Here is a 12,905-nt window from a genome sequence, read left to right on the forward strand (position 1 = left end):
GCCTCCAGTCGACCGCTTGTCATGCGGGTCGACCTTCCCGATCAGCAGTCAAATCAGGACGATCCCGACGCGGTCCGTCCACGGCTATCCCTATTCGACGAGGTCAGGGTGACAGTCGATATCCGTCTTGGCTCCGCCGAACTGTCAATCAAGGATCTGATGGCGCTACAAGCGGGCTCTGTGGTCGAACTCGACCGCGGCATAGGCGAAGCCATCGACGTGCTGCTCAACGACAAGGCCGTGGCACGTGCCGAAATCGTCGCGCTCGGCGAACAGTTCGGTATCCGCATCACGGAGATTTCAGCTAGCCCATGAGCCCGACCGTTCAGACATCCTGGCTGCATGCTGCGTCCGCCGCCCCGGCAGCGAGGCCCGTGCACGCGGCCAGCACCGGCATCGCATTGGCCGGAGTCGATCTTGTGCGCGTCGGCATGGCGCTCGCGTTCTGCCTGACGCTCGGCGTCATCGCGATTCTCGTCATACGCCGTTCCCAGCGGGTGAGGGGGAGCGGACCGCGGATGACCGGTACGCGTCGGATCACGGTTGCCGAAACCGTTCGACTCGGCCCGCGAGCGACGCTGCACCTGGTCGAATATGATCGACGGGTCGTTCTGCTCGCGGCCGATGCCACCGGTATAAAACTACTGGATGCGCACGACCTGTCCGCTGGAGCACGCGAAGCATGAACCACCGCACTTTGCTCGACGCATGGCGCAGCTGGCTCATCCTCCTCGTGGCGGGTTGCGCGTGTCTTTATACCGGGCTGGTTGCCGCCGCTCCCGCAACCCACGGCGCCGACACGCTCATGCTGTCTCTGACCGGCTCGGCATCCGGCCTCGCGGCGGACAGCAAGGGTGTATCCGAAACGGTGCGCATCGCGACTCTTCTCACGCTGCTGAGCGTCGCGCCTGCGCTAATCGTCTCCATGACGGCATTCATTCGCATCGTGATCGTGCTGTCGCTGATCCGCCACGCGTTCGGGATGCCGGAAACCCCGCCCACCCCGGTCCTGATCAGTCTCGCGTTGTTCCTGACCGTGTTTGCGATGCTGCCCACTCTGCAGACGATCAACCACGATGCGCTGCAACCGTTCCTGCTCGGCCAGATCGACTTACCGTACGCACTCGACAGCAGCACGGCCCCGATCCGCGAGTTCATGCTGCGCCAGGTACGCGACGACGAACTCAAGCTGATGTACGAGATGTCGCAACAGCCTTTGCCGCAGACACCGGCTGAAGTGAGCCTGTTGCAACTCACGCCGGCTTTCATTCTGAACGAACTGCGTGTCGCGTTTCAGATTGGCTTTGTCGTGCTATTGCCCTTTTTGCTGATCGATCTGGTGGTGTCGAGCGTGTTGCTGTCGCTCGGCATGCTGATGGTGCCCCCCGCGACAATCTCGTTGCCTCTCAAGGTACTGATGTTTGTGCTGGTCGACGGCTGGGGTCTGGTTCTGCGCGGCGTATTGGGTAGCTTCAGATGAACGTGCCGGCCGAGCACGCTCACGAGGAGGACACGTGCCACGTGCACGCAATACCTTCAGTCGAAGAAGCCCTGTGGACTGCATTCGACTGTGAACGCAGCGTCCCGGCGCGCGAAGCCATATTCACGCACTTTCTGCCCTACGCACAGGCGCTTGCGGCGCAACTCTATGCCGGCAGGCACCGCGACGACGTCGAGTTCAAGGATTTCCTGCAGTTCGCCTGTATCGGTCTGCTAGAGGCAATCGACCGGTTCGAATTCAAACGCGGCGTAGCGTTCCGGACCTTCTGCACGCCCCGGCTGCGAGGCAACGTCCTGACCGGCATCCAGCGCTTGAGCGATGGCCAGGAGCAGATTGCGCTACGGCAGCGGGTGCGGCGCGAGCGCGTTGCATCGCTGGAACCCACCGGCAATGCAAACACCGCAGGCAAAGCGCCGGATACGTTTCAGGTTCTCGCCACGCTGGCGGCCGGGCTCGCAATCGGATTCATGCTCGACGACACAGGCATCGTCGAAGCGGCGACGGGTCAGCCGGCACCCTACGCAACCGCTTATCAAACCGTTGCATGGAGGCAAACCAGAGAAAAGCTGCATGCCGCCGTGGGCCGACTCCCCGTTCGCGCCCAGAAAATCATCCGCTACCATTACTTTCATGGACTGGGATTCGAACAGATCGCCGATATTCTTGGACTAACGAAGGGCCGCATTTCGCAATTGCACCGTGCCGCGCTTCTCGATCTGCGCGACCTGATCGGCAATACCCAGCATTTGCATATCACTGGCTAGAACCATGACTCACGAATATGATCCCCTGACACAATGCGACGACGCGGCTATGTCGTCGGTGCTCGAGTCGATGCAGAGCACCGACGCAATCGCAATGAGCGCGCTGAACGATACGCTCGCCCGGTGGCCACGGGATTACCGCCTGTGGTTCCTGCGCGGAGCCATCCACGCCGGGCAGGAGCAACATGGCGAAGCGCGTACAGACTTCGTCCAGACCGTCACGCTGGCGCCCGAATTTCACGTCGCGCGATTCATGCTCGGTTTGCTCGAACTGATGAGCGGCGACCTCCAGGTGGCGGCACAGACCTGGCAACCGCTGGATCGTCTCACCGAGAGCGACGCACTACGCGTTCTGAAAGACGGCCTGTTGAATCTGGGCCACGATCGGTTCGACGTCGCGCTGGAGCAACTGACACGCGGGCTGGCGCTCAACCAGCAGCATCCGCTCATCAATCATTACGTTCGCGCTGTGGTCGAGAAGATATCCGGGTTGCCGGAAGTCGCTTCGACAACGGCCGATAGCACGGTTGAACAGGAACATCACCTGTTGCTTTCGGGCTATCAGGGCAATCAAACGCGTCACTGAAATCACCCGCGACATGGATCCTATTTCGACGCTCAATCAGGCGATGCTGCTGTTGCGGCAGCAGTTGACCGAGAAGAAGCACCGTGGAGAACGGGTAGAAGGCGGCCAACCCGGCACGTCATTGCAACACCCCGTTGCGGCGTCGCGCGAAGACGATCTTCAGGATTCAATTCGCAAGCAGGTCGGCACAATGCAGGCGGCCGGCGTCGAGGATGAGCGCCAACTGTTTCGGGCGACGATCGAAACGTTGCTACTGCGAGAGTTCGGTCCAGAGGCTGTCAACGATCCTTCGTTTCAGCAGATGGCGGATTGGGTTTGCGAGTGTCTGGTGGAGCAGGATCAGACAAGAAAAATGTTGAGGGAAATGGTTCGTAGTTGAGCCAAGGCGGGGGCACCCACACGAATTCCATTGCATCGAGCAAGAGTTCTGGGCAAAGCGATCCTCGCGGAGAATCGGGAACTGTTGCCTGTTCCCGCAGCACCATTCGCGGCACCCCATCCCCGGCTGATTCAGAAATCCGCCTTGTTTCACCCGTTACGTTTTGTCACCATCGCGTCGTCAACTCCTGTCGTCTCGCCAGCGTTAAACCGGCAGCGCTGAAAAAATTCAGTCGCGACACAAGAATCAACTGATTCCATCACGGAGTTACACCATGAAGACGCTTTTCGCTGCCCTCGCTTCCGCTCTGTTCGTGTCGACCGCGTTTGCTCAAACGGCCGCGCCGTCCCCCACGCAACCTGCTCAGCCAATGCAAATGCAGCCCGCTGGTCAAGCGAACCTGAAGGCGAGCACCGCTGCGCAAACCGGTTCCGCGGACGAAGGCGCTGCCGCGACGAAAGCACCGGCGAAGGCCCCGGCAAAAGCGCACGTCAAGAAGATTTCCACCGCTCACACGGCAGCTACGCACAAAGCCGTTAAGAAGACCGCTGTCAAAACAAGCGCCGTGAAGACTAAAACGGAGAGCGCGAAAGAGGCCAGCAATGCCCCGGCTAAAGCCGACGGCGCACAAACCGACACGACAAAGACGCAATAACATGTGATCGGTTTCGGCACGCACCGGCCAAGCGTGGGGTGTTAATCGAAGCTGGACTGTGCCGTTCAGGGAGGGCGAGTCTTCATGGCTCGCCGTTTTTTATTGGTGTTTCGCGTGGCACGAACAACACCTGCAGGTTTTCTTCAGGTGATCCTTCAATTTTTGCACTACGTTTACCCGGAAAAGTCTAATCTCTCATTGTCCTGATTAAACACGGCGTCAACGAACGCCAGCTAACATGGCCCTCACGCAATCAACCTGTCACTTCGCCGACCAGGCTCAATCAGCAACGCCATCTCAATCGCTCGGCAACTCACGGGTTCAACGCAGTAACGTCATCCCCTTTCCGTCGACACGCGCGCTCCTGCAGGTCACCTTACCTCACCCTTCAAACGATCTGGCTGGCACGTCGTCTCTACGCGCGTTGCTTCATTCTCCGCTGGGTGTGTATGTAGTCGGCACGCACCAGGTTCGCAAAGAAGTCCGCGTGCAACTCGACATCGCGACCGAAGACCTCGACTTCACGCTGCACACATTGATCTCGACACTACCTGTCGCGTCGATCGGACCATTGCAGCGGCATGGCGTTGTCGAAAAAGATCACTGAGCATGTTATTGCAACGAGTCGGGTTCCAGATCCGCTAGTTCGCCGAGTTTGCGCACGTCGATAATTTCGATTTCCGCATAGCCGAGTTTCAACGCGCGCTGCGTTTCGAACTGCTTGAGCACCTGATTGATCGTCTGCCGCGACAATGCGAGCATCATCGCCAGATCTTCCTGCGGTACCTTGAGTACGCGCCGCAGCGTGCCGGGTTCGCCATAGCCGCCCGCCATCAATAACAGTCGGCGGGCCACGCGTTGTGCAGCGGGAAGTAATGCGGCTTCTTCGATTGCATCGAAGGCAAGTCGCAGCTTTTGCGTCAACAGCAGGCCGAATACGTGCCAATAAGCCGGTGTGCGCTCCAGCAACGCAGCGAGCGCGGCACGTGGAACATGAAACAGTTCGGAATCGCGTTCTGCATAGGCATTGTGGGTTCGGGGCCGATTATCAAACAGCGCGATCTCGCCGAACCAGTTAACCGGCTCGATGACAGCGAGCAACGCTTCCTTCCCCTCCGAACTCGCCGCGCCGATTCGCATCAAACCATCAAGCACACAATACAGGCCGTCGTCGGAATCGCCACGGGTAAAAAGTCGCTGGCCGGCAGTCAGCCGTTCGACGCGTCCCGCTTCGATCAACTGCGCCTGCATGGCGGCAGGCGCCGCGCGAAACCACGCGCTGCGTTCAAGCAGCGCGGCAAGCTGATTCGGTAAAAAACTTGCAGTCATGAGATGACATCCGTGCACGATTGTCGGCTACCCGATGGTTTCAGATTCCGCCGCCCGCGATTATGCTGACTTTGACGGAGGAACGGCATTCATGAGAACGCTGACACAGCAATTGACGCAATACGCGGCCTATCATCGCGACCGGCGCAATATCGCCACGCATTTCGTCGGCATTCCGATGATCGTGCTCGCGCTGGCCGTTCTATTGAGCCGCCCTGCTTTCACCGCCGGTTCGTTGCCGTTCATGTTGTCGCCGGCATGGGTGCTGTTCGTTGCGGCAACGGTCTACTATTTTGTGCTCGACGTGCCGCTCGGCATGATGATGGCTTGCGTGTCGGCGCTGTCGGTCGCGTTCGGTCAGTGGGCCGCTGCGCAATCCACGCTGATATGGCTCGTCACTGGCGTCGGCCTCTTCGTGGTCGGCTGGGTGTTCCAGTTCATCGGACACGTCGCGTACGAACATCGCAAGCCGGCTTTTGTCGACGATGTGATCGGCCTGCTGATCGGACCGTTGTTCGTGCTCGCAGAAGCATTGTTCGGATTTGGCTGGCGCCCTGCGCTGCGCGAAGCGATCGAAGCGGAAGTCGGGCCGACGCGCATCAATCCGGCCCACGCGGCGGCACATCGTTAATCGCGCTGCGCGAAGCGTAAGCCTGGACGTCGCTACCGGTTCGCCACTCAGTTCGCAGCAAGCCTGACGAGCCGCACGCTATGCAACGCCGTCAGCGCGACCGCGATCCAGATTGGAATGTAGGTCGCCAATTGCGCTGCGCTCAGCGTTTCGCCGAGCAACGTGATCGAGACCATCACCAGCAGCACGGGCTCGACATAACCGAGAATGCCGAACAACGCGACCGGCAATAAGCGGCTCGCCTTCAGATACGAAGCCAGCGCAAGCGTGCTCAATGCACCAAGACCTGGCAACAGCAGGCACCACATGTCGATGCGGCCAGCGATCATGGACAGCGAGCCGCCGCTGATCGCGAAGAAGATTGCCGGCGGCAGCAGCAGCGCCATTTCCACGGTGAACATCGCAAGCGAATCCTGATTGATCTTGCGACGGAGCATGAAATACGGCGGATAACCGAGTGCCACCAGCAAGGTCGGCCACGAAAACGCGCCGGTCGCCCACAATTCATGAGCGACGCCGAGTGCCGCGCAGAACACGGCGAGCCACTGCAATCCATTGAGCCGCTCGCGATAGTAAAAGCGCCCTACCAGCACCATTGTCAGCGGCAACAGGAAATAGCCGAGCGAGACTTCGAGCATCCTGCCATGTAGCGGCGCCCACAAGAACACCCACAATTGCACGCCCAACAAAGCCGCGCTGACGATCATCGCCATGCCGAGTATCGGCCTGGTCACCATCCGGTAAAGAAGCTGCCGGAGAATCGGCAGACGTTTGCGCAACGCTACGAGTAGAAGCGCACCGGGCACGGTCCAGATAACACGCCATGCGAAGATATCGAGGCCGCTCAGCGGTGCGAGCAAGGTGGCGTAAGCGGATAGCAATGCGAACATCGCGGACGCAGCCACAGACAACGCGATTCCGCGCTTTGGGTCATACTGGTTCATGACACCGTCCATGTCGCATCAATGTGGACGGGCAGCGTGCTGGCGTGAACTGTAAGGGCGAATATCTCGACGTTTTTTCGCAGCGCAGCACGGGTTTGCGCGCCATTCGTTGTAGTCATTGGAAGTGAAGTCTCGCTGGAGTCTCGCGCGCTGTAGTAAGTATGCACTCGGGAATAATCGATGCATGCCGGCATTCTAGACGGCTTTCTCCGTCCAGGATTCCGGGCACGCCCTTCCACGAGTTGTAATTATTTCGTGCGCATCGCGGGTCGATGCACTAGAACATAACTTCACGTGCGGAGACAAATTCACGTATTTTCAGCGGTCGTGCGATACAAGCCTGACTCAAAGGCGACTCAAGCGACTCAAGCGCGAATCTTGCTAACAAGTCTCACAACGCTGTTTTGCCGGAACGTTTGCAACAGCTGATTCAGCATTAACTAGCCGGGCCGGCAACGGTCAGTCCAACCGACTCGCCCGCTCTTCTTCCCATGGCATGCGGCAAACATGGTTTCGCTATGCATGCCACCGCCCGGCTCGCAATCCCGCTCATCGAATGTGACTACTGGAGCCAGCATGACCCAGCCAGCCCTATCGCTCGACGCCTCACCGGACTTCCGCTACGCCTTCGCCGCCGACGTGCGCGCAGGCCTGAGTCACACGCCGCAAAAAGAACTGCCGTCGAAATATCTGTACGATGAAGTCGGCTCCGCACTATTTGAAGTCATCACTGTTTTGCCCGAATACGGCGTGACGCGCGCCGAAGAAAGTCTGCTCGCGAAGCATGCGGTGGACATCGTCGAGCACCTTCCCCATGACGTGATCGTCGCGGAACTCGGCAGCGGGAGTGGCCGTAAAACGCGGCGCATTCTGGAAGCGCTGTGTAAAAAGCGTCCCACTTCTTACTGTCCGATTGAAATTTCGCGCAGTGCATTGCAGTTGTGCCGACGCGAACTGGGCGACATCGAAAGAATTTCGATTGTGGGTTATGAGCGCGATTACCTCGCGGGTCTCGCTGAAGTGAGCAAGCAACGCGCGCCGGACGAACGGTTACTTGTACTGTTTCTCGGCAGCACCATCGGCAATTTCGGCCGGCTCGCGGCGACACGCTTTCTGCGCGATATCCGCAACATGCTGTCGCCCGGCGACGCATTGTTGCTCGGTACCGATCTGATCAAACCGACGCCGGTCCTCGTGGCCGCGTATGACGATTCGGTCGGCGTGACGGCGTCGTTCAATCTGAATCTGTTGGCGCGGATCAATCGTGAACTCGATGGCGATTTCCCGCTTGACGCATTCGAACATGTCGCGCGTTTCAACCCGGACGCGCGCAGCATCGAGATGCATTTACGTGCGAAGCGCGACATCACCGCCCACGTGCACGCAGCGCAATTGACGGTGTCGCTGAAGGAAGGCGAAACGATCTGGACCGAAAGCAGCCACAAATATCGCGCCGAAGAAATGGCGGCGATTGCAGACGATGCGGGCTTCGTGTGCAGCCATCAGTGGATTGAAAAGGAGTGGGGATTTGCGGAGAGTTTGCTGTTGGCGAAGTAGGCGCCACGGTTTTACCTTCGCGCGCAGATGAAACAAAAAAGGCGGCGCGCCATCGCAATGATGGCGCGCCGCCTTTTTACGTTGCGCAGATTGACGTTCGTTTCGCTCAGTGCTGCTCGAAGCGCTCGTAGCGCTTTTCCGTCGCACGCTCCTCGCCGGCCACTTCCGTCACGCGCGCCGCCGGCGGCCCATGACGCAACCACGACAGCATCCGGTCAACCTGGTTGGCCGACCCTTGCAACATCGCTTCGACGGAGCCGTCGTCGAGATTCGCCACCCATCCCTTGATACCGAGCGCGTGCGCCTGCCGCACGGTGGCGTGGCGAAAGCCGACGCCCTGCACGGTGCCGCGCACTCGCACGTAATACGTTTCGATCCGCTGATCCAGATCCGGGGCCATGCCGTCCTCTCCTGACAGTCTTTCAAGCCGGCATTCTAGACGCGTCGCGGCGAGCCTGCTGGGCCGCGCTCGGGTTCGACCGCCTGCGCGGCTGGTCGCGTGACGCCCCTGACGCGACTGGCGCGACATATGGCGGGCTCGACACGTACAATCCGTCGACCGTCACGCAGGAAAATGGAAACAGAATGACCGAACAGAATCGCGATCTCGTGCTCGTCACCGGGGCTTCCGGTTTCGTGGGCTCGTCGGTGGCGCGTATCGCGCAGCAGAAGGGTTTCAACGTGCGCGTGCTGGTGCGCGCGACCAGTCCCCGGCAAAACGTCGAGTCGCTGAATGCGGAGATCGTCGTGGGCGATATGCGCGACGAAGCGTCGATGCGTGATGCGCTGCGTGGCGTGCGCTATCTGCTGCACGTCGCTGCCGACTATCGGCTGTGGGCGCCGGACCCGAGCGAAATCGAACGCTCGAACCTGGAAGGCACCGAGGCGACCATGCGGGCGGCGCTCAAGGAAGGCGTGGAGCGCATCGTCTACACGAGCAGCGTCGCGACGCTCAAGGTGACGAGTTCCGGCCAGTCCGCCGACGAAACCTCGCCGCTCAGGGCCGAGCAGGCAATTGGCGTCTACAAGCGCAGCAAGGTGCTCGCCGAACGCGCGGTCGAGCGGATGATCGCCGAAGACGGACTGCCGGCGGTGATCGTCAATCCGTCGACGCCGATCGGCCCGCGCGACGTGAAGCCCACGCCGACCGGACGGATCATCGTCGAAGCGGCGTTGGGCAAGATTCCCGCATTCGTCGATACGGGCCTGAACCTGGTCCACGTGGACGACGTTGCGGCTGGCCATTTTCTGGCGCTCGAGCGCGGCAAGATCGGCGAGCGCTACATTCTCGGCGGCGAAAACCTGCCGCTTCAGCAGATGCTCGCCGATATCGCCGCGTTGACGGGCCGCAAGGCGCCGACTTTAAGCTTGCCGCGCTGGCCGCTGTATCCGCTGGCGATGGGCGCCGAAGCAGTCGCGAAGATCACGAAACGCGAACCGTTCGTCACCGTCGACGGTCTGAAAATGTCGAAGAATAAAATGTATTTCACGTCAGCGAAGGCGGAGCGCGAACTCGGTTATCGCGCGCGGCCTTATCGCGAAGGCTTGAGCGATGCGCTCGAATGGTTCAGACAAGCGGGTTATCTGAAGCCGTAACGCCGTGAAGCGTGCATGACCACAGAACTCCGCAGGAAACAATCCCCAAAGCGGCCGTAAGCATTTTGTTACAAGTCCCGTGGTCGCGACGGGTCAAAGCCTACGCGCAGCAGGTAAAATCTTGGGTCTTACCAGAGAAACTCGCATGAATCTTCACGAACAGCTCGGCGCGCTGGAAGTGGGCGTCGATCAGCTCATTCACGCTGTCGTGGCCCAGCAGGCCGAAAACACCCCTGAGACTTCAGCAGAGCCGGTTGCCCCCCAGGCCGCGGCGGAAAAGGTCGCGCCCGAATCGGCGGTGGAACTAGCCGCGGCTGAAAATGAGGCGGCAGAAGCAGCGTCGGTATCGGTGTCGGCAGAACAACAGCCCGCTGAAAAACCCGCCCCGCAATTGCAGCCCACGCTCAACATCGATCGTCCCGCGCAGAACGAGATCACGATGACGATCGGCGACCAGACGGTCGCGCTGCGTCCAGAACAGATTGGCAAGCTGATTGAAGAATTGTCGAATGCGCGCGCATCGATGACGCCGGAGCCGCCGCCGGGCATTCCACCGGGCTGGCGTTTCGTCTCGACGAAAAACCCCGTCATGGCCGTGCAGAAGCAGTCGAACGGCGACCGCCTGTTGATCATGCGCCACACCGGCCACGGCTGGGTGCCGTTCACGTTTTCACCCGACGTGGTCATTCAGATGTACATGATGCTGACCCAGGCTTGATGAAAAAAACGGCGCCTCGGCGCCGTTTTTCATTACATCGCTCCGATCGCGCCGCGTCAGCGTTCCTGCACGGGCGCCTGAACCCGTGCCTTCCACTGACCACCTTTACCGCGCCAGTAACGCACCGCCGACGCAAACGTCGCGCCGACATAGAACAGCGCGATCAACGGCAGAAACGGCGCCCACAAAGGCGAGCGGCGGTAATAACTGAGCATCGGCGCGTACGCGCAACACATGGCGGCCCACGCGAGCCACGCCGGCCAGCCCAATGGCCCCAACACCAGAGCAGCGACGGGTGGCATCAGATAAATGATCGTCATGCCGGCCAGCGTTCCGGCGAGCAGCAGCGGTGAGTAGTGCAGCTGCGTGAAGGCCGTGCGCGCGATCATGTTCCAGATATCGCGCCAGCTATCGTAAGGACGCAGCGACACGCTGCGCGCCGCCACATCCAGCCGGATCGGATGACGCCCGGTGCCACGATGCTTGATTCGCGCGGCGAGGCTGCAATCGTCGATCAATTCGGCGCGGATCGACTCGATGCCGCCCGCTTCCTCCAGCGCGCTGCGGCGCACCAGCATGCAACCGCCGGCCGCCGCCGCCGTGCGATTGCGCGGATTGTTGACCCACGCGAACGGGTACAGCTTCGCGAAGAAGAACACAAATGCCGGAATCAGCGCCTTTTCCCAGAACGAATCGCAGCGCAGACGGACCATCAACGACACGAGATCGCGCTTTTCCGCATCCGCGCGCGCGACGAGTTGCACCAGTGCCTCGGCGGGATGGCCGATGTCGGCGTCGGTCAGCAAAAGGTAATCGGCGGACAAACCGTGCGTGCGGACCGCCTCGATACCCTGCGATTGCGCCCACACCTTGCCGGACCACCCGGGCGGCAGCGGCTTCGCGCTCAGCACCGTCAGACGATCCGGGCATTGCAGCTGCAAGGCGGCCGCACGGGCGGCGTCGGCGGTACCGTCGGTGCTGTGGTCATCGACGACGATGACGTGAAAATCGCCCCGGTAATCCTGCTGCAGCAACGTAGTGACGGCTTCAGCGATCACGTCGACTTCGTTGCGCGCCGGTACCACAGCGACCACCGCCGGCCACGTGACGCGCGGCGCGACCGTGAGCGGCGCAGCGGGACGCGAACGCCAGAAACCGCCGCGCGCGAACAGCAGCACGCCCCAGATCAGCAGGGAGACACACGAAAGAACAAACAGAACCACCGCCATTAAACATTACCCTCAATTGAACGCACTTCTACGCCGACGCGGCGCGACAGCCACATCACCAGCGTGCGTGCAGCGACGACGCACCAGTCAAACGTGTTGAGGACCGGCCGCGCGCGAAACACGTCATAGTCCGCTTTCTCGATCCGTTCGAGAAAGCGCAAGCCGCCATGCACGGCGCCACAAAGCTCGATACCCAAGCGCCCCGGAATGCGCAACGCGAGCGGCGCACCCCGCACCAGCGTCTCGCGGACAAACGCGACCTCGTATTCCATCAGCGCGCGCCACTTGTCGTCGGAGATGCCCTTGGCAATATGCGCCTCGGTTACGCCGAAGCGTTGCAGATCCGCTTGCGGCAGATACACGCGACCTTTTTTCCAGTCGGCGGCAACCTCCAGCCAGAAGCTGATCAACTGCGATGCCGTGCAGATCGCATCGGCGTCGGCGAGATTCGCCGGCGTGGCCGCGCCGACCAGATGCAGCATCAGATGCCCGAGCGGGTTCGCAGAATGGCGGCAATAGTCGAGCAGCGCCGCGCGGTCGGCGTAACGGCCGGTATCGATATCCTGCTCACACGCGCGCAGCAAGTCGTAAAGCGGCGCGAGCGGCAGCTTGTACTGAGCCACGACCCCAGCCAGCTTGCCGAACAGCAACGGATGAACCGGTGCCGCGCGCCTCTCGGCCACGGCGTCCAGGCCCGCCTGAAAGTCGGCCAGACGCGCATGACGCTCGGCCGCACTCCAGTCGCCTTCATCGGCGATATCAGCCGCGGTGCGAACAACCTGATAGATAATGCCGATGGGCGCGCGCAGCGCCTTGGGCAGCAACACGCTCGCGACCGGAAAATTTTCGTACTGATCGACGTCCATCCAGCGAGCCTCGAAACCTTTTTGTAATGCAAGCGCGAATATGCGCCGCAGGACTGCGTAGTTTAAGGGTTCCGTTAAAGCGGTGCAGCGTGCAATCAATACCGTACGCGCGCTCGACCTTGCGCGCAGACGCAAGCCCAGATTGCGGCA

General features: G+C 60.8%; 17 protein-coding genes. 12 read left to right on the forward strand and 5 right to left on the reverse strand.

All coding sequences use genetic code 11. The features are described from left to right. The first annotated feature begins 21 nt into the window (after positions 1–21). The 8 genes from fliN (at position 22) to LMG28727_RS23315 (ending at position 4,492) form a co-directional block, all read left to right on the forward strand. On the forward strand, positions 22–315 hold the full coding sequence (gene fliN / locus LMG28727_RS23280; RefSeq protein ID WP_201644670.1) for a flagellar motor switch protein FliN: 294 nt from the start codon (positions 22–24) through the stop codon (positions 313–315). Next, on the forward strand, positions 312–686 hold the full coding sequence (locus LMG28727_RS23285; RefSeq protein WP_201644671.1) for a flagellar biosynthetic protein FliO: 375 nt from the start codon (positions 312–314) through the stop codon (positions 684–686). Before fliN ends, LMG28727_RS23285 begins: the two co-directional genes overlap by 4 nt. Further along, positions 683–1,480, forward strand: coding sequence for a flagellar type III secretion system pore protein FliP (fliP, locus tag LMG28727_RS23290; RefSeq protein WP_201644672.1), 798 nt, complete (start codon positions 683–685; stop codon positions 1,478–1,480). The genes LMG28727_RS23285 and fliP overlap by 4 nt, the downstream gene beginning before the upstream one ends. A gap of 41 nt (positions 1,481–1,521) precedes the next feature. Next, entirely contained in the window at positions 1,522–2,265 is a 744-nt protein-coding gene (locus LMG28727_RS23295) for a sigma-70 family RNA polymerase sigma factor (protein ID WP_236592276.1), read from the forward strand. A gap of 4 nt (positions 2,266–2,269) precedes the next feature. Then, a complete protein-coding gene (locus LMG28727_RS23300) occupies positions 2,270–2,851 on the forward strand; it encodes a tetratricopeptide repeat protein (protein ID WP_201644673.1) in 582 nt (193 codons plus the stop codon). Continuing rightward, positions 2,793–3,230: a hypothetical protein gene (locus LMG28727_RS23305; protein ID WP_201644674.1), complete on the forward strand. Its 438-nt coding sequence runs from the start codon at positions 2,793–2,795 to the stop codon at positions 3,228–3,230. The genes LMG28727_RS23300 and LMG28727_RS23305 overlap by 59 nt, the downstream gene beginning before the upstream one ends. A gap of 274 nt (positions 3,231–3,504) precedes the next feature. Then, positions 3,505–3,885 carry a hypothetical protein gene (locus LMG28727_RS23310; RefSeq protein ID WP_201644675.1) on the forward strand — a complete coding sequence of 127 codons (381 nt, stop codon included), beginning with the start codon at positions 3,505–3,507 and terminating at the stop codon, positions 3,883–3,885. Between the two features lie 238 nt (positions 3,886–4,123). Further along, positions 4,124–4,492 carry a hypothetical protein gene (locus tag LMG28727_RS23315; protein WP_236592278.1) on the forward strand — a complete coding sequence of 123 codons (369 nt, stop codon included), beginning with the start codon at positions 4,124–4,126 and terminating at the stop codon, positions 4,490–4,492. Positions 4,493–4,497: 5 nt separating this feature from the next. Here the strand turns inward: LMG28727_RS23315 and LMG28727_RS23320 are convergent, their stop codons facing one another. Beyond that, positions 4,498–5,214 (reverse strand): Crp/Fnr family transcriptional regulator, encoded by a 717-nt coding sequence (locus LMG28727_RS23320; protein ID WP_201644676.1) that lies wholly within the window; start codon positions 5,212–5,214, stop codon positions 4,498–4,500. 91 nt (positions 5,215–5,305) lie between these two features. On the opposite strand from LMG28727_RS23320, the gene LMG28727_RS23325 reads away from it, so the two are divergent. Next, complete coding sequence (locus tag LMG28727_RS23325; RefSeq protein ID WP_201644677.1) at positions 5,306–5,845, forward strand: Mpo1 family 2-hydroxy fatty acid dioxygenase; 540 nt, start codon at positions 5,306–5,308, stop codon at positions 5,843–5,845. 47 nt (positions 5,846–5,892) lie between these two features. On the opposite strand, the gene rarD is transcribed toward LMG28727_RS23325, so the two are convergent. Further along, the gene (gene rarD / locus LMG28727_RS23330; RefSeq protein WP_201644678.1) at positions 5,893–6,789 is read right to left on the reverse strand and encodes an EamA family transporter RarD; all 897 of its coding nucleotides are present in this window, start codon (positions 6,787–6,789) and stop codon (positions 5,893–5,895) included. A 576-nt stretch (positions 6,790–7,365) separates the two neighbouring features. On the opposite strand from rarD, the gene egtD reads away from it, so the two are divergent. Continuing rightward, complete coding sequence (egtD, locus tag LMG28727_RS23335) at positions 7,366–8,346, forward strand: L-histidine N(alpha)-methyltransferase (protein ID WP_201644679.1); 981 nt, start codon at positions 7,366–7,368, stop codon at positions 8,344–8,346. A 106-nt stretch (positions 8,347–8,452) separates the two neighbouring features. Here egtD and LMG28727_RS23340 read toward each other — a convergent pair whose 3' ends face one another. Beyond that, positions 8,453–8,746: an acylphosphatase gene (locus tag LMG28727_RS23340; RefSeq protein WP_012428825.1), complete on the reverse strand. Its 294-nt coding sequence runs from the start codon at positions 8,744–8,746 to the stop codon at positions 8,453–8,455. 185 nt (positions 8,747–8,931) lie between these two features. Here LMG28727_RS23340 and hpnA point away from each other — a divergent pair, with 185 nt between their 5' ends. Both hpnA and LMG28727_RS23350 read left to right on the forward strand, forming a co-directional pair. Further along, the gene (hpnA, locus tag LMG28727_RS23345; protein WP_201644680.1) at positions 8,932–9,942 is read left to right on the forward strand and encodes a hopanoid-associated sugar epimerase; all 1,011 of its coding nucleotides are present in this window, start codon (positions 8,932–8,934) and stop codon (positions 9,940–9,942) included. A gap of 145 nt (positions 9,943–10,087) precedes the next feature. Continuing rightward, entirely contained in the window at positions 10,088–10,660 is a 573-nt protein-coding gene (locus LMG28727_RS23350) for a hypothetical protein (RefSeq protein WP_201644681.1), read from the forward strand. Positions 10,661–10,716: 56 nt separating this feature from the next. Here the strand turns inward: LMG28727_RS23350 and LMG28727_RS23355 are convergent, their stop codons facing one another. Together LMG28727_RS23355 and hpnC are read right to left on the reverse strand one after the other, a co-directional pair. After that, entirely contained in the window at positions 10,717–11,889 is a 1,173-nt protein-coding gene (locus LMG28727_RS23355) for a glycosyltransferase (protein ID WP_201644682.1), read from the reverse strand. Further along, positions 11,889–12,755, reverse strand: coding sequence for a squalene synthase HpnC (gene hpnC, locus LMG28727_RS23360; protein WP_201644683.1), 867 nt, complete (start codon positions 12,753–12,755; stop codon positions 11,889–11,891). The genes LMG28727_RS23355 and hpnC overlap by 1 nt, the downstream gene beginning before the upstream one ends. Positions 12,756–12,905 lie beyond the last annotated feature (150 nt).

The sequence above is a fragment of the Paraburkholderia metrosideri genome (assembly GCF_904848625.1).
Lineage (GTDB): Bacteria > Pseudomonadota > Gammaproteobacteria > Burkholderiales > Burkholderiaceae > Paraburkholderia > Paraburkholderia metrosideri.